Below are 21,037 nucleotides of genomic sequence, written 5' to 3'. Positions count from 1 at the left end.
TGTGTTACCGGTAGCCTTCTTCGCCCGGCTTATGCAGCTTGGGCCCACGCTCCTTTATGGCCTCGGGTGCCTTTTCCACCGGCACGTTCGGCGCATCATTGATGGTGGTGAGGGCCGGCTGCGGATTATGCGCCCATTTGACGGCGTTGCGCAGCACCTTGCCCACCGTCGCGTCATGATAGGTGGGATAGGTTTCGTGGCCGGGGCGGAAATAGAAGATATTGCCGGCGCCGCGCCGATAGGTGATGCCGGAGCGGAACACTTCGCCGCCCTGGAACCAGGAGATGAAGACCGTTTCGAGCGGCTCGGGCACCGAGAACGGCTCGCCATACATCTCCTCGTTTTCGAGGATGAAATGCTCGGGCAGCCCCTCGGCGATGGGGTGGCGCGGATTGACGACCCAGATGCGCTCGCGCTCGCCCGCCTCGCGCCACTTGAGAGCGCAGGGCGTGCCCATCAGGCGCTTGAATATCTTGGAGAAATGCGCCGAGTGGAGAAGGATCAGCCCCATCCCTTCCCAGACGCGCTGGGCCACGCGCTCGACGATCTCGTCCTGGACATCGCCATGGGCGGCATGGCCCCACCAGATCAGCACATCGGTTTGCGCCAGAACGTCCTCGGTCAGTCCATGCTCGGGGTCCTGCAACACTGCGGTGGATGCCGTAATGCCGGAATCCATCTCGAGCAAGGAAGCGATCTGGGCGTGCATGCCATTGGGATAGAGCCCGGCAACGATTTCGCTTTTCTGCTCATGAACGTTCTCGCCCCAGACGAGCGCCTTGATCGTCATGTTGGTTTCTCCTGTCCCGGCCGCATGGCCGTCCAAATCGTTTTGGATTTTAGCGCCCTGCATGCCCTCCGGGCGCGGCGCGCTCCCCCCACCGCTCTATCGTGTTCGCGCGCCTGTTGGGAGAGGCAAAATGCATCAGGCGAACACAAAAAGAGGCGGAAGGTTCCGCCTCTTTCCCAAACTCGATTTTGTTTTCCGGCTACTCGATCTGGTCGGTGACGACCGTGGTGTAGGCCCCTTCGGGCTCAGCGGTGATGGCCGGATTGTCCGGGGAGACGGCGGAGAGCAGCGTCGCTACGGTTTGCTCATACGCTTCGACATCGAGCGCAGGCGTATCGCCAACCAGAGCGGCGGCCTCGATGACCTGATAAGTCTGGCTGTCCAGTGTCAAAGCGCCGGACATATCGTTGTTGAGGACGATCTGGGCGGCCTCCTCGGGGTTGGCTTCGGCATATTCCCAGCCGCGCATGGAGGCTTCGACGAAGGCGACCATGGCCTCGACGAATTCGGGATCTTCAAGCCGGTCCTCCATGACGTAGAGCCCGTCTTCAAGCATGCCCACGCCCTCGTCGGCGAAGTTGAAAAGGGTGAGGCTGTCTTCGGGAATACCGGCGTCGAGCACCTGCTTATATTCGTTGTAGCGCATGACCGAGATGCAATCGGCCTGGCCCTGCAGGAGCGGATCGGCCGAGAACGCCTGGCGCAGAACTTCCACGCCCTCGGAACTGCCATCGGTGCGCAGGCCCAATTGGGCCATCCAGGCATAGAAGGGGTATTCATTGCCGAAGAACCAGACGCCGAGCGTCTTGCCCGGGAAATCGTCGGTGGACGTAACCCCGCTTTCTTCCGAACAGACCATTTCGAGCGCCGTGCCAGCGAAAGGCTGGGCAATGTTGACCAGCGGCACGCCGCGCTCGCGCGCCGCAAGTCCGGCGGCCATCCATGTGGTGATGACATCGGCGCCGCCGCCGGCGATCACCTGCTCTGGCGCGATGTCGGGACCGCCGGGATTGATTGTGACATCGAGCCCGGCTTCTTCGTAATAGCCAAGATCCTTGGCCACCAGATAACCGGCGAACTGGCCCTGATTGACCCATTTGAGTTGAAAGGTGAGCGGATAAAGATCCTGCGCGAAAACGGGCGAAGCCGTGGCGAGCAATACGCCGGCCATGGCTGCAATCTTGAAAGGCTTCATGATGTGGTTCCCCTTTGAGCGAACGCGGACGGAGCGCCATGCTCCGCCAGCACATTCAATGGCCGCAGGCCGCGCATTTGCCGCGCGCGGTCTGCGGTTCGTTCAGCGCGCCCGTCCCCCACGCATCGACGGGTGCCAGAAGGTGACGGCGCGCTCGATAAGCGCGATCACCCCGTAGAACAGCGAGCCGGCGACCGCGGCCACCGCGATCTCGGCCCAGACCATATCGACTTGCAGTCGTCCGATGGCCGCGGATATTCGGAACCCCATCCCCACGACCGGGGTGCCGAAAAATTCTGCGACGATGGCGCCGATCAGCGCCAGGGTCGAATTGATCTTGAGTGCATTGAAGATGAAGGGCCAGCCCATGGGCAAGCGCAATTTGACAAGCGTTTGCCAATACCCGGCCGCATAGGTGCGCATCAGGTCCTTTTCGATTGTCCCGGTGGCGTTGAGACCGGCCACGGTGTTCACCAGCATCGGGAAGAAGGTCATCACCACGACCACGGCGGCTTTCGACTGCCAATCGAAGCCGAACCACATGACCATGATGGGCGCGATGCCGACCAGCGGCAGCGCGGAAACGAAATTGCCCACCGGGAGCAGCCCGCGCTTGAGGAATGGCGAGCGGTCGATGGCGATGGCGACGAGGAAGGCCGAGCCGCAGCCGATGGCGTAGCCGATCAGCACCGATTTGAGGAACGTTTGCTGAAAGTCTGGCCAGATGGGGTTGGGGATCGAGGCGAGAAGCCGCGCCCAGATGGCCGATGGCGGCGGCAGGAGGACGGCGGGCACGTTGAACCCGCGCACCAGCCCTTCCCAGATGACCAGCAGCACGACGCCGAAAATGACCGGGACGGCGACGTTGATCGCCGCGCGTGTCGTCCGGTCGCGAGCGCGGACGCGCACGAGGAATTCGTTGACGCCCCAGCCGGCGAGCCAGACCGCGAGTGCGGTGATGATCCAGCCGGTATTCATGCCGGCGCTCCCATGGCTTTCCGGGTGAGCTTTTCGATGCCGCCGATCAAAAAGATCAGCGCCGCCGAAAGCGCCGCCGCCATCAAAAGCGCGGCCCAGATCTGCGTGGTCTGGCCGTAATAGGAGCCGGCCAGCAGCCGCGAGCCCAGCCCGCCCGCCGCGCCGGTGGGGAGTTCGCCCACGATGGCCCCGACCAGGGACGCGGCGACGCCCACTTTCATGGAGGTGAAAAGATAGGGCACCGCCGCCGGCCAGCGCAGTTTCCAGAACACCTGGCTGCCGGACGCGTTGTAGGTACGCATCAAATCGAGGTGGATGGCCTCGGGGCTGCGGAAGCCTTTGACCATGCCTACAACCACGGGGAAGAAGGAGAGATAGGTCGAGATCAGCGCCTTGGGGATCAGCCCGGTCAGTCCCACCGAGTTGAGCACCACGACGATCATCGGGGCGATGGCGAGGATGGGGATTGTCTGGCTGGCGATGATCCAGGGCATGAGCGAGCGATCCATCGCCCGGTTATGGACGATCAACACCGCCAGCCCGATACCGAGCAGCGTGCCGAACAGAAAGCCCAGCCCAGTGGCCGAGAGCGTGATCCAGGCGTGGAAGATGAGGCTGCGCGGCGTATTTGCAGGGGCGATAAAAACCGAATTGTAGAACTCGACGGCGACTTGGTGCGGAGCGGGCAGCACCGGACGCTGCTGGGAGAATACGTCGGCCAGGAACTGGGTGAAGGGCACCACCGCGCCATCGCCCCGCGTATAGACCGATTGCTGCCAGGGCGTATTGAGGATGATCGCGAAGAGATACCACAGGGCGACGATGGCGATGACCACCACCGCGATCGGAACCAAGCTGCTCTCGCCCAGCCGCCTCATCGCCTATTCCTCTTGCGGATGCCCGGCCCGCAATCCCTCGCGGACGCGGGCGGCGATTTCGAGGAATTGGGGCGTTTCGCGCACCTCCAGCGGGCGCTCGCGCGGCAGGGTAGATTCGATGATATCGGTCACCCGGCCGGGGCGCGGGCTCATCACCACGATCTTGGTTGAGAGGTAGACCGCTTCGGGGATCGAGTGGGTGACAAAGCAGATGGTCTTGTTGGTTTTCGCCCAAAGGTCGAGGAGCTGTTCGTTCAAATGATCGCGCACGATCTCGTCGAGCGCACCGAACGGTTCGTCCATCAAGAGGAGGTCCGCATCGAAGGCCAGGGCGCGGGCGATGGAGGCGCGCTGCTGCATGCCGCCCGAGAGCTGCCAGGGATATTTCTTCTCGAACCCCGAGAGGTTCACCATGGCGAGCGTGCGGGCAATCCGTTCCTGCTGCTCGGATTTTGAATAGCCCATGATCTCGAGTGGCAGCGCAACGTTGCGCTCGATGGTGCGCCAGGGATAAAGCGCGGCGGCCTGGAAAACATAGCCATAGGCACGATCCTTGCGCGCCTGTTCGGGCGAAGTGCCGTTGACCGTGATGGTGCCGGAAGTGGGCCGTTCGAGATCGGCGATGACCCGCAGGAAGGTGGTTTTCCCGCAGCCCGAGGGGCCGATGAACGAGACGAACTCGCCTTTGGAAATGGTGAGGTCGACGTCCGAGAGCGCGTGGACGGGGCCGTCGGCAGTTTCGAAGGTGAGGCCGAGGTTTTGAGCGGAAACGACTTCAGTCAAAGAAAGGCCCCCTCACCCGCCGCTACGCGCCGACCTCTCCCCCAAGGGAGAGGTAATTCCCCGCCATCGCCTCGCCTTTTCACCTCTCCTTTGGGGGAGAGGTCGGCTGCGAAGCAGCCGGGTGAGGGGGCCTTCCGAAGCGTCCCATTCATTCAGATCAGACCCCGCTGGCCGGAATGCCGCTGCGCTCGATCTTGCGCGGGGCGGTCAGTTCCTTCCACTTCGAAAACGCGGTGTTGACCGGCATGTTCGGCTCGCGGGCGACGAACTGGCCGTGGCCGGGCTCGTGCTTCATGGTGTCTTCCTCGACCGAAACCTTGCCGCGAGTCAGGACGAAGCGCGGCAGGCCGGTGACCTCGTGCCCCTCGAAGACGTTGTAGTCGATGGCAGACTGCTGGGTCTTGGCCGAGATGGTCTTGCTTCGCTTGGGGTCCCAGACGATGAGATCGGCGTCTGCGCCCGGGAGGATCGCACCCTTTTTCGGGTAGCAGTTGAGGATCTTGGCGATATTGGTGGAGGTGACGGCGACGAACTCGTTCATGGTCAGCCGGCCGGTGTTCACCCCATAGGTCCAGAGCAGCGGCATACGATCTTCGAGGCCGCCGGTGCCATTGGGTATCTTGGTGAAATCGTTGATCCCGGTTCGCTTCTGGTCGGTGGTGAAGGCGCAATGGTCGGTGGCGACCACCTGGAGCGAGCCGGCGGCGAGGCCGGCCCAGAGCGAATCCTGATGCTGCTTGTTGCGGAAGGGCGGGCTCATCACGCGCCGGGCGGCGTGGTCCCAATCCTTGTCGAAATATTCGCTTTCATCCAGGACGAGATGCTGGATCAGCGGCTCGCCATAGACCCGCACCCCCTTCTGCCGCGCCCGGCGGATGGCCTCGTGGCTTTCCTCGCAGCTTGTGTGGACGACATAGAGCGGCACGCCAGCCATATCGGCGATCATGATGGCGCGGTTGGTGGCTTCGCCTTCGACCTCGGGCGGGCGGGAATAGGCATGAGCCTCGGGGCCATTGTTACCTTCGGCGAGCAGGCGCGCCGATTTCTCCGCGACGATATCGCCATTTTCGGCATGAACGAGCGGCAAGGCGCCGAGCGCGGCACAGCGCTGGAAGCTGGCATAGAGCTCATCGTCATTGACCATGAGCGAGCCCTTATAGGCCATGAAGTGCTTGAAGGTGGTGATGCCTTTTTTCACCACCTCTTCCATCTCATCGAACACCTGCTCGCCCCACCAGGTGATCGCCATGTGGAAGGAATAATCGCAGGAAGCCTTGCCCGATTTGTTGTCCCACATGGAGAGCGCTTCGAGCAGCGACTGGTTGGGGCTGGGGAGGCAGAAATCGACAACCATCGTCGTGCCGCCCGAGAGCGCGGCCCGGGTGCCGGACTCGAAATCGTCGCTCGAATATGTGCCCATGAAGGGCATTTCGAGATGCGTATGCGGATCGATACCGCCGGGCATCACATAGCAGCCGGTGGCATCGAGGGTTTCATCGCCGGAGAGGTTCGGGCCGATCTCGACGATGGTGTCGCCTTCGATCTTGACGTCGGCCTTGTAGGTGAGGTCGGCGGTGACGATCGTGCCACCTTTGATGACGGTGCTCATGATGATGTCCCTTCGTCTTTTGGTAAAGGCCCCCTCACCCGCCGCTTCGCGTCGACCTCTCCCCCTAAGGGAGAGGTAATCAGTGGCGACGGCCGTCGTTTCACCTCTCCCTTGGGGGAGAGGTCGGGCTTCGCATAGCGAAGACCGGGTGAGGGGGCCTTTTCAAGATGGTGCGCCAATGTGATCAGTACGCCCTCGATATTTGCGAGAACATCATTGTTCCAAAAGCGCAAAACCGCATAGCCATGCTCTGCGAAAACCGTGTCGCGGTGTGCATCGTGTGCCGATTTAGCGTGTTGTCCGCCATCGACTTCGACGATTAGATCCGCTTCCCGGCAGGAGAAATCTGCAATGTAAGGGCCTACCGGCGCTTGGCGCACGAATTTGAAGCCATAGAATTTGCGGTTCCTTAGGTGATACCAGAGCTTGTGCTCGGCATCGGTCATTCGCCCTCGAAGCGCTTTGGCGGCCTTTGCCGCGAACTTCGTCTTGAGCGTGGTCATAAGGCTCCCTCCACCCGCCGCTTGCGCCTTTCCCTAAAGGAGAGGTGGGTAGTGGCAGACGAAAAAGCCCCAGCACCACCTCTCCTTTGGGGGAGAGGTCGGCTGCGCAGCAGCCGGGTGAGGGGGCCTTTCTTCATCACCCCACCACCTCCGCGGTTTCCAGCACCGCGTGCAGCAGCACGTCGGCGCCGGCGGTGGCCCATTCCTTTGAGATTTCTTCCGCCTCGTTGTGGCTCAGGCCGTCAACGCAGGGGCACATGACCATGGCGGTGGGGTAGAGCTTGTTGATCCAGCAGGCGTCATGGCCGGCGCCCGAAACGATGTTGCGGTGCGAGTAGCCCAAATGCTCGGCGGCATTGCGGATGGCGGCGACGCAATTTTCGTCGAAGGTGACGGGATCGAAATGGCCGGCGATCTCGATCTCCATCGTTAACCCCAGCTCTTCGGCAATCGCCTGCGCTTCGGCCTCAAAGCGGGCTTTCATCGCGTCGAGGATGTCCTGGTGCGGGGAGCGGAAATCGATGGTGAAGACCACCCTGCCGGGAATGACGTTGCGCGAATTGGGGTGGACGTCCACATGGCCGATGGCGCCGACCGCGTCGGGTTGGTGGCTCATGGCGATCTGGTGGACGAGCTCGGTCATCCGCGCCATGCCCAGCCCGGCGTTGCGCCGCATGGGCATGGGAGTGGAGCCGGTATGGGCCTCCTTGCCGGTCAGCGTCACTTGCAACCACCATAGGCCCTGCCCGTGAGTGACGACGCCGATATCCTTGCCTTCGGCTTCCAGGATCGGGCCCTGCTCGATGTGAAGCTCGAAGAACGCCTTCATCTTGCGGCCCCCGACCTCCTCGTCGCCCACCCAGCCGATGCGTTTGAGTTCATCGCCAAATCTGAGACCCTTGGCGTCGGTGCGCTCATAAGCCCAATCGAGCTCGTGCACGCCCGCGAATACGCCCGAGGCCAGCATCGCGGGGGCGAAGCGGGTGCCTTCCTCGTTGGTCCAGTTGGTGACGACGATGGGGTGTTTGGTTTTCACCCCGAGATCGTCGAGGGTCCTCACCAGTTCGAGCGCGCCAAGGACGCCCAGCACGCCGTCATATTTGCCGCCGGTGGGCTGAGTATCGAGATGGCTGCCGACATAGACCGGCAGGGCGTCGGGGTCGGTTCCCTCGCGGCGGGCGAACATGGTGCCCATCTTGTCGACGCCCATCTGCAGGCCAGCTTCATCGCACCATTTCTTGAAGAGGTCGCGGCCTTGTTTGTCGGCATCGGTCAGGGTCTGGCGGTTGTTGCCGCCGGCGACGCCTGGGCCGATTTTGGCCATTTCCATGATCGAGTCCCAGAGCCTGTCGCCATTGATCCTCAGGTTGTCACCGAGATGGGGCATGCTCCGGAGCTCCTTTCTTACAGAGTGGGGAAGGTGAACTGGGCGCCGGATTTTATGCCCGCCGGCCAGCGCGTGGTGACGGTCTTGAGGCGCGTATAGAAATGCACGCCCTCCGGCCCGTAAATCGAATGGTCACCGAACAGCGAGCGCTTCCAGCCGCCGAAGGAATGGTAGGCGACCGGCACGGGGATGGGGACGTTGACCCCCACCATGCCCACTTCGATACGGTCTGCGAAATCGCGCGCCGCATCGCCATCGCGGGTAAAGATGGCGACGCCGTTGCCGTATTCGTGCTCGTTGATCATCTTGACCGCGTCGGCATAGGCCGGGGCACGGACCACCGAGAGCACGGGGCCGAAGATTTCCTCGCGGTAGATGGTCATCTCGGGCGTCACGCGGTCGAACAGCGTGCCGCCGACATAGTAGCCGTTCTCATACCCCTGGAGTGAGAAGCCGCGGCCGTCGACAACGAGTTCGGCGCCCTCTTCGATGCCCTTGTCGATATAGCCCAGAACCTTGTCACGATGCTGGCTGGTAACGAGCGGCCCCATTTCGGCGTCCTTGTCGGTCGCCGGGCCGATCTTGAGGCTTTCCACGCGCGGCTTCAGGCGCTCGATCAGCGCATCCGCAGTGCGCTCTCCCACCGGCACGGCGACGGAAATCGCCATGCAGCGCTCCCCAGCGGACCCGTACCCGGCCCCCATCAGCGCATCGGCTGCCTGGTCCAGGTCCGCATCGGGGAGGATCACCATGTGGTTTTTAGCCCCGCCCAGCGCTTGCACGCGCTTTCCCGCTTTCGTGCCGCGCTGATAGACATATTCGGCGATCGGGGTGGACCCGACAAAGCTCACGGCCTTGATGTCGGGGTGGTCGAGGATGTGGTCGACAGCTTCCTTGTCGCCATGGACGATGTTGAGCACCCCTTCGGGGCAGCCTGCTTCCACGAGCAGGTTCCAGGCCAGCATGGGCGCCGAAGGGTCGCGCTCCGAGGGTTTGAGGATGAAAGTGTTCCCGCAGGCGATCGCCGCCGGATACATCCACATGGGCACCATGGCCGGGAAGTTGAACGGGGTGATGCCGGCAACGACCCCGAGCGGCTGGCGATCGGCATAAGCATCAATGGCCGGGCCGACATTGCGGGTGAAGGTGCCCTTCAAAAGCTCGGGAATGCCGCAGGCATATTCGACGCATTCGATGCCGCGCTGCACCTCGCCCAGCGCATCGTCATGGGTCTTGCCGTGCTCGCGCGAGATTTCGCGGGCGAGATCGGCGGCATGACGGTCGAGCAGTTCCTTGAACTTGAACATCACCCGGGCACGCTTGAGCGGCGGCGTGTTACCCCAGGAAACCTGAGCCGCCTTGGCGCTGGCGACGGCCTCGTCGATTTCCGCGGTGGTCGAAAGCGGCAATTCGGCGATCTGTTCGCCGGTTGCCGGATTGAAGACCGGCGATCGGCGGGTGCTCGCGCTCACGCGCCTGCTGCCGGCGATCGCGTTTTCGATGATCTGCATCAGCAGGCCTCCTGTAGAACAATTGTTTTATCTATTAAGATATAGAATAAACGTTCCATTCTACTCAAGGCCCCGCAAGATCTCGGTCAGCGTTTCCACGATCCGGTCGATATGGGCTCTTTCAACGATCAGCGGCGGGGAGAGCGCGATGATATCGCCGGTGGTGCGGATCAGAACGCCCATTTCGAACGCTTTGACGAAGGCCGAGAAGGCCCGCTTGGTCGGCTCACCGGCGATGGGCTCAAGCTCGATGGCGCCGACGAGGCCGATGTTGCGGATGTCGATCACATGGGGTGCATCCTTTAGTGAATGCAGCGCCTCCTCCCAATAAGGCCCAAGCTCCTGGCCACGCGTCAAAAGCCCTTCCTGCTTGTAGGTTTCGAGCGTTGCAAGCCCGGCAGCCGAGGCGATCGGGTTGCCCGAATAGGTATAGCCGTGGAAAAATTCGATAAGGTGCTCGGGCCCGGTCATGAAGGCATCGTGGATTTTGGCCGAGGTGAACACCGCCCCCATGGGGATCACGCCATTGGTCAATCCCTTGGCGGTGATCATGATATCGGGGGTGACGCCGAAATAATCGGCGGCGAACGGGGTGCCCAGCCGTCCGTATCCGGTGATGACCTCATCGAAGATCAAAAGGATGCCGTGCTTGTCGCAGATCTCGCGCAAGCGCTTGAGATAGCCCGGCGGCGGGATCAGAACCCCCGTCGATCCCGCCACCGGTTCGACGATCACCGCGGCGATCGTCGAGGCGTCGTGAAGAGCGACGATGCGCTCGAGTTCATCGGCCAGTTCCACCCCATGCTGCGGCTCGCCGCGCGAAAAGGCATTTTTGGGTAGATTGTGCGTGTGCGAAAGGTGATCGACGCCCGTTAAAAGCGTGCCGAACATCTTGCGGTTGGCGACGATGCCGCCCACCGAGATGCCACCGAAATTGACTCCGTGATAGCCGCGCTCGCGCCCGATCAGCCGTGTGCGGCTCCCCTGCCCGATCGCCTTCTGATAGGCCAGCGCCACCTTAAGGGCCGTTTCCACCGATTCCGAACCCGAATTGGTGTAGAGCACATGGTCGAGCCCGTCGGGCGCCAGATCGACAAGCCGGTTGGCCAATTCGAACGCCTTGGGGTGCCCCATCTGGAAGGCTGGCGCGTAATCGAGTTCGGCGGCCTGGCGCTGGATGGCCTCGGTGATCAGCGGACGGCAATGGCCGGCATTGACGCACCAGAGCCCCGCCGTGCCATCGAGCACTTCGCGCCCGTCGGCGGTGGTATAATGCATGTCCTTGGCGCCCACGAACATGCGCGGACTCTTCTTGAACTGCCGGTTCGCGGTGAACGGCATCCAAAAGGCGCCAAGGTCGTTCGGAATGGACGAACCCTGAGACATCGATGTTCCCTTTCCGGCATCATGGGGCGTGCCGGTTGTTGAATTCGGCCAGAATTTTTTTGACCGAATGGAAAAATTCTAGCACTCTCGGTCGCAGGTTCAAGGGGTATAATTCATCGCCCGCTCTGCTAAAGAGAAGGGCACCGGGTTTCGTTGCAGGAAACCCGTGGGAGGCAATCGCCGAAAATGAGCACAGATGCTGAAAGTCCCCGCCCGGTAACCCGCATCCAGCGCGAAAAGCAGGAACTGATCCTCGAAGCGGCGCTGGACGTCTTCTCCCAATTCGGATTCCGCGGCTCGACCATCGACCAGATCGCCGAAGCGGCAGGGATGAGCAAGCCGAACCTGCTCTACTATTTCAAATCCAAGGAAGACATTCACGCCCCGCTCCTGGCGCGCATTCTCGACATCTGGCTCGAGCCGCTGCGCGAGATGAATGCCGAGGGCGATCCCCTTCCCGAGATCCAGTCCTATATCCGCCGCAAGCTGGAAATGAGCCGCGATTATCCCCGCGAAAGCCGGCTGTTCGCCAACGAGATGCTGCGCGGGGCGCCGGGATTCTACGATATCCTGCACACCGAACTCAAAGAGCTGGTCGACGAGAAATCCAAGGTGATCCGGGGGTGGATGGCCGAGGGCAAGATCGCCAAATGCGACCCCTACCACCTGATCTTTTCCATCTGGGCCACCACACAGCATTACGCCGATTTCGACATTCAGGTCCGCGCCGTTCTCGGGCGCGAACGCGGCGGCGAGGGACGGTTCGAGGACGCCGCGCGTTTCCTCGACCAGCTCTACCTGCACGGGCTGAACCCGAGGAAAAGCTAGGCGTCGAGTTCGGGATAGTGCCGGAAAATGCCGTCTTGGTTGAACGGCAACCGGCGGTCGCTTTCGAGATACGCTGTCAGCTTCGGATCGGCTTCGATGCTGTCGGCCAGAGCGAATACTGGCGCATACTGATCAGCCACATGCCCCATCGCCTTGGGGAATGCATATTGCAGGCCGCGCATCAGGTGGAACAGCGACAGGTCGACATAGCTCACCGCTCCGCCGACCAGATGCTGGGGACCATCTGGATTGCGATCGAGCACGCGTGCGAACCAGGTGAGGAATTTCGGAATGCGATCGGCGCGGAATTCCTCGGCGCGGCGCTGGGATTCGGGCTTCTGATCCTCGTAATAGCGCCCCATCCCCAAAGGATGGTGTACGTCATGAGCTTCGGCCACCATGTCGGCGATAGTGAGCTGAATCTGTAGCATCCAGTTGCGTGATGCCTCATCGTCCGGCGCAAGGCCGAGGCGCGGACCGAGATAGTGAAGGATCGCCGCCGTCTGGCCGATGACGACATCGCCATCGCGCAGATAGGGTGGCGCAAAGCTGGGGGTGATGATTTCGGGGTCGGTGAGGAGGTCGGCAACCGAGCCCTCCCGGTTCATCTCGCGATAGTCCGCGCCCGCATATTCGAGCGCCAACCGGACGAATTCGCCGCGGCCGGGAATGCCGCCCCAATAGAAAAGTTCGTAAGCCATGCCCCGCTAACCGGCAGAGCCCCGTCACGGTTCCCGCGGACGTAAAAAGGCCCTGTATGCGGCTTTGGCGCTCCGCATACAGGGCCAAGGGGCAGGCCTCACTCCTGCAGGACCGTGTTTAGCCGATCAAAACATGACTGTAAAGATCATAATTTGAAACGCGGGAAAAAATGCGCGTAACGTTCCGCACTTAGAGGTGGAGAGGTCAGTTGAGCTCCATGCCGAGCATTTCGATGCCCAGGCGCGAGCGCATGGCGCGCCGCTTGTCGGTAAGGTCGGCGATGGTGTAGGAGCGCAGCACGGCAAAGAAGGCTTCGAGCGCTTCGTAAAGCGCGCCGTTGAGTTCGCACCCGCCGACCAGCGGGCAATTGGTTTCCCCGCCTTCGAAACATTCCGCCAGGGCGAAGTTTTCTTCTGTGAGCTTGATCACGTCCAAAAGCGTGATCTCGGCGGCCGGGCGACCGAGCCGGATGCCGCCATGGCGGCCGCGCACGGTTTCCAGCAGACCGTTTTCCACCAAGGGCTTGATCAGCTTGAACAGGAACAGCTCGGAAATGCCATAGGCCTTGGCGATGTCGCTGACCCGGGAAAGGTCCGGCGCATTGATGGCGCAATACATCAGGGTGCGTACGGCATAGCTTGACTGGCGTGTCAGTCTCATCGTGATGGTCCCGGATTGGCAGCCTGGCTGCGCAGGAATTTCTGGCTGCGATTCGCCTTGCATCAGCTCATCGCAAGCGGTGCAAAGATTATAACAATTCTAAACTATGTCAAGAAAAGCTGACCGCACATTTCAGGATTTGCCGCTCCGCCAAGCCTCTTTTCTTTTGCTGGACACGCTCTAGGATCGCGCCGCGACATCAACCCTGGTTTGGAGGCAATCCGTGGCACGCAAGATCATCATCGACACCGACCCCGGCCAGGACGATGCGGTGGCCATCCTGTTGGCCCTGGCCAGCCCCGAGGAGATCGATGTCGCGGGAATCGTCGCGGTCGCCGGCAATGTCGGGCTCGCCCAGAATGCCAAGAACGCGCTGAAGGTGGTGGAGCTTTCCGGGCGGCGCGACGTTGCGGTTTATGCCGGCTGTGCCCGTCCGATGATGCGGGAGTTGATCACGGCGGAACATGTCCATGGCCACACCGGCCTCGACGGACCGGACCTGCCAGAGCCCAAGCTTCGTCTCGAAACCATACACGGCGTCGATTTCATCATCGACACCATCCGTCGCGAGCCGGAAAAAACCGTCACCCTTTGTGCGCTCGGGCCGTTGACCAATCTGGCCATGGCGCTGATCAAGGCTCCCGATATCACCGAAAGGATCGAGGAAATCGTCCTGATGGGCGGCGCCTATTTCGAGGTCGGCAACATCACGCCGGCCGCCGAGTTCAACATCTATGTCGATCCCGAAGCCGCCAGGACGGTGTTTGCCTGCGGCGCGCCGATCACCATGATGCCGCTCGACGTCACCCACCAGATGCTGGGCACCCCCGAGCGCGTGGCCGCGTTCTCGGCCGTCGGCAACCGCTCGGGCGCCGCGGTTGCGGCGATGCTGGGTTTCTCCGAGCGCTTCGACCTTAAAAAATACGGCTGGCCCGGCGCGCCGCTGCACGACCCCTGCGTTATTGCCTACCTCCTCAAGCCGGAGATCTTCAAAGGAAGGGTGTGCAATGTGGAGATCGAGACGGCCAGCCCGTTGACCCGTGGCATGACGGTCGCGGACTATTGGCATGTCACCGATCGCCCCCGCAATGCCAGCTTCATCCGCTCGGGCGATGCCGACGCGTTCTATGCCCTGCTCACCGAGCGCATAGCGCGCCTGCCGTAAAGGATTGCTCCCCATGAACTATTTCGTCTCCACCGATTGGCTCGCTGCCCATCTCGATGATCCCTCCGTGCAGATCGTCGATGCTTCCTGGCACATGCCGAACACCGGCCGCGACGGGCGCGCCGAATTTGAGCAAGGGCACATCCCCGGCGCCGTGTTTTTCGATATCGATGCCGTGGCCGATACGAGCGGCGGGCTGCCCCACATGCTGCCCGATGAGAAAACCTTCGGCGAGATGGCAGGGGCGCTTGGGATTTCGGCGGACAAGACCATCGTCGTCTATGACGAGCATGGCCTTTTTTCCGCCCCGCGTGCCTGGTGGACCTTTACCGTCATGGGCGCGCGTGAGGTGAAGATCCTCGAAGGCGGCGGGCCCAAATGGCGCGCCGAAGGGCGCCCGCTCGAAACGGGCAGCGCGAACCCCATCCCGACCCGGTTCCAAGCGCGGCTGAATGCAGAGGCGGTCGCCGACTTCGATCAGGTGCTGGCCGCAAGTACTGCCGGCGATCAGATTCTCGATGCCCGGAGCCAGGCCCGCTTTACTGGCGAAGCGCCCGAGCCGCGGGCCGGGCTGAAATCGGGCCACATACCGGCAAGCCGCAACCTGCCTTTCGACAAGCTCATCGAAAACGGCGCCCTCAAATCCGACGCGCAACTGGAAACCATCATCCGGCAAGCCGGCATCGATCCCACGAGGCCGGTGATCACCTCCTGCGGATCGGGGGTTACCGCCGCCGTGCTGGCGCTGGCCCTCAAAACGGTGGGCGCGGACAAGGTCAGGCTCTATGACGGCTCATGGACCGAGTGGGGCGGACGTGACGATGCGCCCGTGGAAACCGGACCTGCCCGATCAGGCGGCGCTTGAGACGTTCTGCGAGACTCGGTTGCGGCCGGAGCGTTTGGAGAGATAGAGCGCATTGTCGGCCTTGCGCAGCAGCGTATCGAGGCTCGTCTGGGGCTTTTCGGCCACCGCTACGCCCGCGCTGACAGTGCACGTCACGGCCTGATCGCTGGCCTGATGGACCATGCGGCTCATCAGGCCGCGGACCCGCTCGGCAAGCGCCAGGGCATGGGAGGAGGAGCTTTCGGGAAGGACGATGAGGAATTCTTCCCCGCCCAGTCTCACGACTATATCCCCGTCACGAACGTTCTCGGCGAGCATTCTCGCGAAATTGCAAAGAACCAGGTCCCCGAAGGCGTGGCCGTTGCGATCGTTGAGACCCTTGAAATCGTCGAGATCGAAGACCACCAGCGCCGTGCCCTGAACCACCAGTCCCGTCGGAAACCGCTCGAACAGGGCGCGGCGGTTGTTGAGCCCGGTCAGTGGATCGATCAGCGATTCCGCCTGATGCCGGCGGCTGATGCGCTCCTGGTGGATGGTCACGAACAGCCCGCCGATGCCGGTGATGGCGATCACCGAGACGAAGAGATTGAGGCTCTCGGCCCAATTGTCGGGCACCCTGCCACCCAGATAGAGCGGCGTCTCAAGTGCCATCACGGCCACACACAGGGCAAAGGAGACGGCAAGCATGGCGTGCAACACCACGATCGCGGTGATCGGGCCCGGCGATTCCGCTCTGGCGGTCCAATAGTGATAGCCGCAAAAGCTGAGCAGAATCGCGCACATCACATTGATGAAGATGAAGCTCAAACCATCAAAGCCCATGAACGCCGAAGTGACGATGGGGGCAGCGCCAGCGAGCGCCAGGACGATGACCGTGCGCGCGTCGAACCAATTGTCGCGGAATTGCGTCAATGCTCCATAGCTCAGGGCAAAGGCCGTGGTCAGCAGTACGCCCGCAACCACCGCATGCAGACTTTGGGCGGTGGCGTGGAAGGTGGAAAATCCGATGATCGCCACAATAATGATGGCGATGCACATTGCCCATGTGAACAGGAAACTGGAACCACGCTGCCGCAGCCACGAACTGGCAAGCGTAAAGCAGAGCGCTATGCCGGCCGCGCCCGATGCCATCAGCAGGGAATTGTAATCGAGACCCATATCGCCAGCGAATTGAGTAACGTCCATGCCCACCTTTATCACCATACGACTTTATGCGGTATTGAACCTCGACAACTGGTGTTCAAACCCTTATCGGGTGACCGCACAATTTTTACCGTTTGGTCGGGAAAAGTCGCCGCTTCGTTGCTTTTCGCTTTTTAACGAAGCCGGTTTCTGTTTTCCTACAATCCCAAGGAGCCGCGACACGTTCTGTCTGGACGGCTCCTCGAGGGCAAAAACAAAGAGATGGGGTAAACCCGCTGGCAATGAAGCAGATATTGGAGCTAAGGGACGTTCATAAGTCCTTCGCCGACATTGAGGTGCTCAAGGGCGTGTCGCTGGGCGCCAGCGCCGGCGACGTCATCTCGCTGATCGGTTCTTCGGGATCGGGCAAATCCACGCTGCTGCGCTGCATCAACATGCTCGAAGTGCCCAACCAGGGCGCTGTCGGCGTCGATGGCGAATTTGTCTCGCTCTCGGCCGAGGGGCCGCACCGCCATCCCACCGACGCCGCACAGCTCCAGCGCATCCGCTCCAAGCTGGGCATGGTGTTCCAGTCCTTCAATCTCTGGTCGCACATGACGATCCTCGAAAACGTCATGGAAGCGCCCGTTCTCGTGCAAAAGCGGGGGCGCGAAGAGGTGGAGGAGCAGGCGATGAGCCTGCTCGACAAGGTAGGTATCGCCGACAAGGCGCAATCGTTTCCCGCGCAACTGTCGGGCGGCCAGCAGCAACGCGCGGCCATAGCGCGCGCGCTCTGCATCAACCCCAGGATCATGCTGTTCGACGAGCCCACATCGGCGCTCGATCCAGAACTGGAAGCCGAGGTGCTCCGTGTCATCAAGATGCTGGCCGACGAGGGCCGCACGATGCTGCTGGTCACCCATGACATGAAATTCGCGCGCGAAGTCTCCGACCGGGTCATTTTCCTCCACCTCGGCAAGATCGAGGAAGAGGGAACGGTCGACGAGGTCTTCGGCGCCACCAAATCCGACCGGTTGCGCCAGTTCCTGAGCGCCGCCGGTCACGCCTGACCGGGGCGGCGACCATCATGCATAAAGGGACCCGGTTTTACTTCACCAACCAAAGCACTGAGGGAACTCAAAAATGAAAAAGGTGATCCTTACAGCGGCCGCGCTGGCCGTTCTTTCCACCGCCGCAACCGCGCAGGAAGTCCTGCGCGTGGGCACCGAAGGGGCTTATGCGCCCTGGAACTTCGTCAATGACGCGGGCGAGTTGGCTGGCTTCGAGATCGACCTGGCCAACGCCATCTGCGAACACACCGGCATGACCTGCGAGTTCGTGCAGAGCGAATGGGATCCGATCATCCCCAACCTGATCGCGGGCAATTACGATGTGATCATGGCCGGCATGTCGATCACCGACGAACGGCTCGAAACCATCAACTTCACCCAGAACTACTTCCCGCCCGATCCCTCGAAATTCCTCGCCGCGGCCGGTTCGGGCATCGATCCGGCAACCGCCACCGGTCTGCGCATCGGCGTCCAGAGCAACACGATCCAGGCCGGATATGCCGAGGAAAACCTTGGCGACGACAACACCATCGTCGCCTTTGCGACCTTTGACCAGTCGATCGCCGACCTTGCTGCCGGCAATGTGGACGTGGTTCTGGCCGACGGCTCGTCCCTCGACCCGGTGGTCGCCAACTCCGGCGGAGCGCTCGAATTCGTGGGCGAGGAAGTCCGCGTCGGCGGCGGCGTGGGCGGCGGTGTTCGCAAGGAAGACACCGAACTGCTCGCCACGCTCGACGAAGCGCTGACCGCGCTCAAGGCAGACGGGACCGTGGACGCACTGATCGCCGAGTGGTTCGACGGCCAGGGCCCCTATTTCGCGGAATAAATCGCAAATTTTCAACCCGGCGCCCCGGCGCCGGGTTTTCCATAGGATGACGACGTGGAATCGGAAGCCTTCTGGCTCTTTGATTGGCTAGGTGAAGACTTCGCCTTCTGGTTCGCCTATCTGACCAATGGCAAGCATCTGAGCTGGTACGCCAGTTTCCGCTTTACGATCACAGCCGCGATTTTTGGGGCCGTGCTCGCGCTGGTGTTCGGCGTTCTGGGCGCGACGGCCAAATCGTCGCGCTTTGCGCCGCTGCGCGTCATCGGCACGCTCTACACCAATATGGTGCGGGGCATTCCCGACGTATTGTTCTTCCTGTTTTTCCCGCTCGCTTTCGAGCAGGGCGTCGAGTGGGTTCTGGCAACCCAGGTCTGCACGCCCGAAACCATCGCCGCGACGCAAGCCAACTGGCCGCCCTGCAACGAGGCCAACTGGATCCTTTCGACAGACCAATATCTCGCCCTCGCCTGCCTTTCCCTCGGCATCATCTATGGCGCCTTCGCCGCCAACGTCATCTATGGCGCCATGCGCGCGGTGCCGTCCGGCCAGCTCGAAGCAGCGTGCGCCTATGGCCTGAGCGAGATGCAGGTGCTGTTCCGCATCCATATCCGCCAGATGTGGGTCTATGCCCTGCCCGGACTGTCCAATGTCTGGATGCTGCTCATCAAGGCCACATCGCTCCTCTCCCTCCTCCAGATCGCCGACATCGTCTGGTGGGCCGGACAGTTGGGATCGCCCAATTTCCTGCCCCAGGCCGGACTGGTCCATGGCGATTGGCGCTGGGCCTATTTCATCGCTCTCTTCGTCTTCTATATCCTCGTGACCCTCATTTCCGAAAAAGCCTTCGGCCGGCTCACCCTCTGGGCGCGGCGCGGCATGCCGGTGGAGGGCTAGAATGGAAACGCTTTCCCTCCTCTGGCGCGAGATCGCCTTTTTCGCCCAACCGGCGCTCTACAACATCTATTTCGCGCTCGCCTCGCTGCCCATCGGTTTCGGGCTGGCTCTGCTGGTTGCCCTTGGCAAGAACTCGGGCAATCCCATCGTTCGGCGCCTCTGCTCGGCCTATGTCTATGCCTTCCGCGGTTCGCCGATCTTCATCCAGCTCTTCATGTTCTATTCGATCATGCTGGCGCTGAACCCGGTGCTCTGGCGGCCATGGGGCATCAACTGGCTGATGATGAACCCGCTCTTCATCGGCCCCCTGGCGCTGGTGATGAACACCACCGCCTATACGGCGGAAATCCTCTATGGCGCCTTGCGCACCGTGCCGCGCGGCGAACTCGAGGCGGCCCGCGCCTTCGGCATGACCCCCTGGCAGGTGTTCCGCACCGTCACCTGGCCAAACATGATCCGCATCGCCTGGCCGGCCTACACCAATGAAGTGGTGTTCCTGTTCCACGCCACCGCGCTCATCTACCTCACCCTGCCGGTGATCGACGGCCAGCGCGACATCATGAACGCGGCGCAATACCTCTTCGAACGCGACTTCAACGCCTTCCTCCACTTCCCCGTCGCCGCGCTGTGGTTCCTGGGGATTTCGCTGGTGATCTTCTTCATCTTCGGGCGCATCTACGAACGCTTGATGCGCCACATGCCCAAACAGCGCAACGCCGCCCCGCCGCGCCTGCGTTTCCGCCCCAAATACATTCGATAGACCCATGCCCCTAAACCGCACTCTCCACCGCATCGACGCCGACGCTCCCGGAACGACGACGGAACTCACGATCTTTGAGATCGGCCCCGGCGATGCCGGGCAGAAGGTGTACCTCCAGGCCGCGCTCCATGCCGACGAACAGCCGGGGATCATGGCCATCCACCATCTGCTGCCCCTCATCGAGGCTGCCGATGCCAGGGGTGAGTTGCGGGCAAAGTTCACCATCGTGCCCATGGTCAATCCGCTGGGCATGAACCAGCGCCTGTTCGGCGATCATGTGGGGCGCTACGATTTCCGCTCCGGCACCAATTTCAACCGCCGCTGGCCCGACCTCTTCGCCGCGGTCGGCCAAGCCGTCGCGCCGCGCCTCACCGATGATGCCGAGGCCAATGTGCGCACCATCCGGGCGGCGGTGCGCGAATGGCTCGCGGGCCAACGGCCGCAGACGGCGATGCAGAAGCTGCGCCATCTGGTGATGACCCAGGCCTATGACGCGGACTACGTGCTCGACCTTCATTGCGACAACGAAGCGCTGGTGCACCTGTTCGTCACGCCCGAATCCATGGCCGAATTGACCGAGCTGGCCGATCACATGGGATCGGTGGCCCAGTTGACGGCAGAAGATTCCGGCGGCGGGTCGTTCGACGAGGTCTGGCCCTCGCTCTGGACCCGGCTGCGCGCCGCGCACCCCGATAAGCCCATTCCCTTTTCGGCCCGCGCCGCGACGCTGGAATATCGCGGACAGCCCGATGTGTTCGACGCGATCGGCAAAAAAGACGCGGCTGGCCTCTTCGCCTTCTTCCAGGCCAAGGGGCTGATTGCCGGCGCTCCGCCAGCCGTCGAGTCCGCTCCTGCCCCGCTGCCACTAAGCGCAACCGAGATGCTGCGCGTGGATAAAGCCGGGCTGCTCGCCTACCGGGTCGAGTTGGGCGAGCATGTGGAAAAGGGGCAGCCGGTTGCCGATCTCATCGCCCTCGATGGTCCCGGCGCCTTCACCGAGCGCACGCCCATTCTGGCCGGAACCGCGGGCCGGGTGATCTCGCGCAACCAGTCCAAATTCGTCGTGCCGGGCGATTCGATCGCCAAGATCGTGGGCACCGAGCCCCTTCCCGGCCGCGAGGGTTATCTCCTCGAGGACTGACCGCG

21 protein-coding genes are annotated in these 21,037 nt (G+C 62.2%); 8 read left to right on the top strand and 13 right to left on the bottom strand.

Annotated features, from left to right (window positions below):
• Positions 1 to 4 precede the first annotated feature (4 nt).
• The 10 genes from NO934_RS12635 to NO934_RS12590 all read right to left on the bottom strand — a co-directional run bounded on the left by NO934_RS12635 (position 5) and on the right by NO934_RS12590 (position 11,020).
• On the bottom strand, positions 5 to 790 hold the full coding sequence (locus NO934_RS12635) for a ThuA domain-containing protein (RefSeq protein WP_309160321.1): 786 nt from the start codon (positions 788 to 790) through the stop codon (positions 5 to 7).
• Between the two features lie 199 nt (positions 791 to 989).
• Positions 990 to 1,985 (bottom strand): ABC transporter substrate-binding protein, encoded by a 996-nt coding sequence (locus NO934_RS12630; protein ID WP_309160320.1) that lies wholly within the window; start codon positions 1,983 to 1,985, stop codon positions 990 to 992.
• A gap of 102 nt (positions 1,986 to 2,087) precedes the next feature.
• Positions 2,088 to 2,963 (bottom strand): ABC transporter permease, encoded by an 876-nt coding sequence (locus NO934_RS12625; RefSeq protein ID WP_309160319.1) that lies wholly within the window; start codon positions 2,961 to 2,963, stop codon positions 2,088 to 2,090.
• The gene (locus NO934_RS20660) at positions 2,960 to 3,472 is read right to left on the bottom strand and encodes an ABC transporter permease (protein WP_375143254.1); all 513 of its coding nucleotides are present in this window, start codon (positions 3,470 to 3,472) and stop codon (positions 2,960 to 2,962) included. Before NO934_RS20660 ends, NO934_RS12625 begins: the two co-directional genes overlap by 4 nt.
• A 372-nt stretch (positions 3,473 to 3,844) precedes the next feature.
• Positions 3,845 to 4,624, bottom strand: a complete 780-nt coding sequence (locus NO934_RS12615) for an ABC transporter ATP-binding protein (protein ID WP_309160317.1) — start codon at positions 4,622 to 4,624, stop codon at positions 3,845 to 3,847.
• 157 nt (positions 4,625 to 4,781) lie between these two features.
• The gene (gene hydA / locus NO934_RS12610; protein ID WP_309160316.1) at positions 4,782 to 6,233 is read right to left on the bottom strand and encodes a dihydropyrimidinase; all 1,452 of its coding nucleotides are present in this window, start codon (positions 6,231 to 6,233) and stop codon (positions 4,782 to 4,784) included.
• Positions 6,230 to 6,736, bottom strand: a complete 507-nt coding sequence (locus tag NO934_RS12605; RefSeq protein WP_309160315.1) for an endonuclease domain-containing protein — start codon at positions 6,734 to 6,736, stop codon at positions 6,230 to 6,232. Before NO934_RS12605 ends, hydA begins: the two co-directional genes overlap by 4 nt.
• Before the next feature lie 136 nt (positions 6,737 to 6,872).
• The gene (locus NO934_RS12600; protein WP_309160314.1) at positions 6,873 to 8,123 is read right to left on the bottom strand and encodes a Zn-dependent hydrolase; all 1,251 of its coding nucleotides are present in this window, start codon (positions 8,121 to 8,123) and stop codon (positions 6,873 to 6,875) included.
• A 17-nt stretch (positions 8,124 to 8,140) separates the two neighbouring features.
• Positions 8,141 to 9,634 carry a CoA-acylating methylmalonate-semialdehyde dehydrogenase gene (locus NO934_RS12595; protein ID WP_309160313.1) on the bottom strand — a complete coding sequence of 498 codons (1,494 nt, stop codon included), beginning with the start codon at positions 9,632 to 9,634 and terminating at the stop codon, positions 8,141 to 8,143.
• 60 nt (positions 9,635 to 9,694) lie between these two features.
• Positions 9,695 to 11,020 (bottom strand): aspartate aminotransferase family protein, encoded by a 1,326-nt coding sequence (locus NO934_RS12590; protein ID WP_309160312.1) that lies wholly within the window; start codon positions 11,018 to 11,020, stop codon positions 9,695 to 9,697.
• Between the two features lie 186 nt (positions 11,021 to 11,206).
• Between NO934_RS12590 and rutR the strand changes: the two genes are divergently transcribed.
• Complete coding sequence (gene rutR / locus NO934_RS12585; protein WP_309160311.1) at positions 11,207 to 11,848, top strand: HTH-type transcriptional regulator RutR; 642 nt, start codon at positions 11,207 to 11,209, stop codon at positions 11,846 to 11,848.
• On the opposite strand, the gene NO934_RS12580 is transcribed toward rutR, so the two are convergent.
• Positions 11,845 to 12,549: a glutathione S-transferase gene (locus tag NO934_RS12580; RefSeq protein ID WP_309160310.1), complete on the bottom strand. Its 705-nt coding sequence runs from the start codon at positions 12,547 to 12,549 to the stop codon at positions 11,845 to 11,847. The genes rutR and NO934_RS12580 overlap by 4 nt on opposite strands.
• Before the next feature lie 205 nt (positions 12,550 to 12,754).
• Positions 12,755 to 13,210 carry an iron-responsive transcriptional regulator RirA gene (gene rirA, locus NO934_RS12575; protein WP_309160309.1) on the bottom strand — a complete coding sequence of 152 codons (456 nt, stop codon included), beginning with the start codon at positions 13,208 to 13,210 and terminating at the stop codon, positions 12,755 to 12,757.
• Between the two features lie 223 nt (positions 13,211 to 13,433).
• Here rirA and NO934_RS12570 point away from each other — a divergent pair, with 223 nt between their 5' ends.
• A complete protein-coding gene (locus NO934_RS12570) occupies positions 13,434 to 14,375 on the top strand; it encodes a nucleoside hydrolase (RefSeq protein ID WP_309160308.1) in 942 nt (313 codons plus the stop codon).
• Positions 14,376 to 14,388: 13 nt separating this feature from the next.
• On the top strand, positions 14,389 to 15,240 hold the full coding sequence (sseA, locus tag NO934_RS12565; protein ID WP_309160307.1) for a 3-mercaptopyruvate sulfurtransferase: 852 nt from the start codon (positions 14,389 to 14,391) through the stop codon (positions 15,238 to 15,240).
• On the opposite strand, the gene NO934_RS12560 is transcribed toward sseA, so the two are convergent.
• Positions 15,226 to 16,404: a GGDEF domain-containing protein gene (locus NO934_RS12560; RefSeq protein ID WP_309160306.1), complete on the bottom strand. Its 1,179-nt coding sequence runs from the start codon at positions 16,402 to 16,404 to the stop codon at positions 15,226 to 15,228. The genes sseA and NO934_RS12560 overlap by 15 nt on opposite strands.
• 239 nt (positions 16,405 to 16,643) lie before the next feature.
• On the opposite strand from NO934_RS12560, the gene NO934_RS12555 reads away from it, so the two are divergent.
• The 5 genes from NO934_RS12555 (at position 16,644) to NO934_RS12535 (ending at position 21,032) form a co-directional block, all read left to right on the top strand.
• Positions 16,644 to 17,411: an amino acid ABC transporter ATP-binding protein gene (locus NO934_RS12555; protein ID WP_309160305.1), complete on the top strand. Its 768-nt coding sequence runs from the start codon at positions 16,644 to 16,646 to the stop codon at positions 17,409 to 17,411.
• A gap of 73 nt (positions 17,412 to 17,484) precedes the next feature.
• Complete coding sequence (locus NO934_RS12550; RefSeq protein WP_309160304.1) at positions 17,485 to 18,237, top strand: transporter substrate-binding domain-containing protein; 753 nt, start codon at positions 17,485 to 17,487, stop codon at positions 18,235 to 18,237.
• A gap of 54 nt (positions 18,238 to 18,291) precedes the next feature.
• On the top strand, positions 18,292 to 19,131 hold the full coding sequence (locus NO934_RS12545; RefSeq protein ID WP_309160303.1) for an ABC transporter permease subunit: 840 nt from the start codon (positions 18,292 to 18,294) through the stop codon (positions 19,129 to 19,131).
• Between the two features lies 1 nt (position 19,132).
• Positions 19,133 to 19,891: an ABC transporter permease subunit gene (locus NO934_RS12540; RefSeq protein WP_309160302.1), complete on the top strand. Its 759-nt coding sequence runs from the start codon at positions 19,133 to 19,135 to the stop codon at positions 19,889 to 19,891.
• A 4-nt stretch (positions 19,892 to 19,895) separates the two neighbouring features.
• Positions 19,896 to 21,032: a succinylglutamate desuccinylase/aspartoacylase family protein gene (locus tag NO934_RS12535; RefSeq protein ID WP_309160301.1), complete on the top strand. Its 1,137-nt coding sequence runs from the start codon at positions 19,896 to 19,898 to the stop codon at positions 21,030 to 21,032.
• Positions 21,033 to 21,037: the final 5 nt, after the last annotated feature.

Origin of the sequence: Pelagibacterium sp. H642 (assembly GCF_031202855.1) — a bacterium.
In the GTDB taxonomy this organism is placed as follows: Bacteria; Pseudomonadota; Alphaproteobacteria; order Rhizobiales; family Devosiaceae; genus Pelagibacterium.
This window is presented reverse-complemented; position numbering and strand designations above follow the sequence as displayed.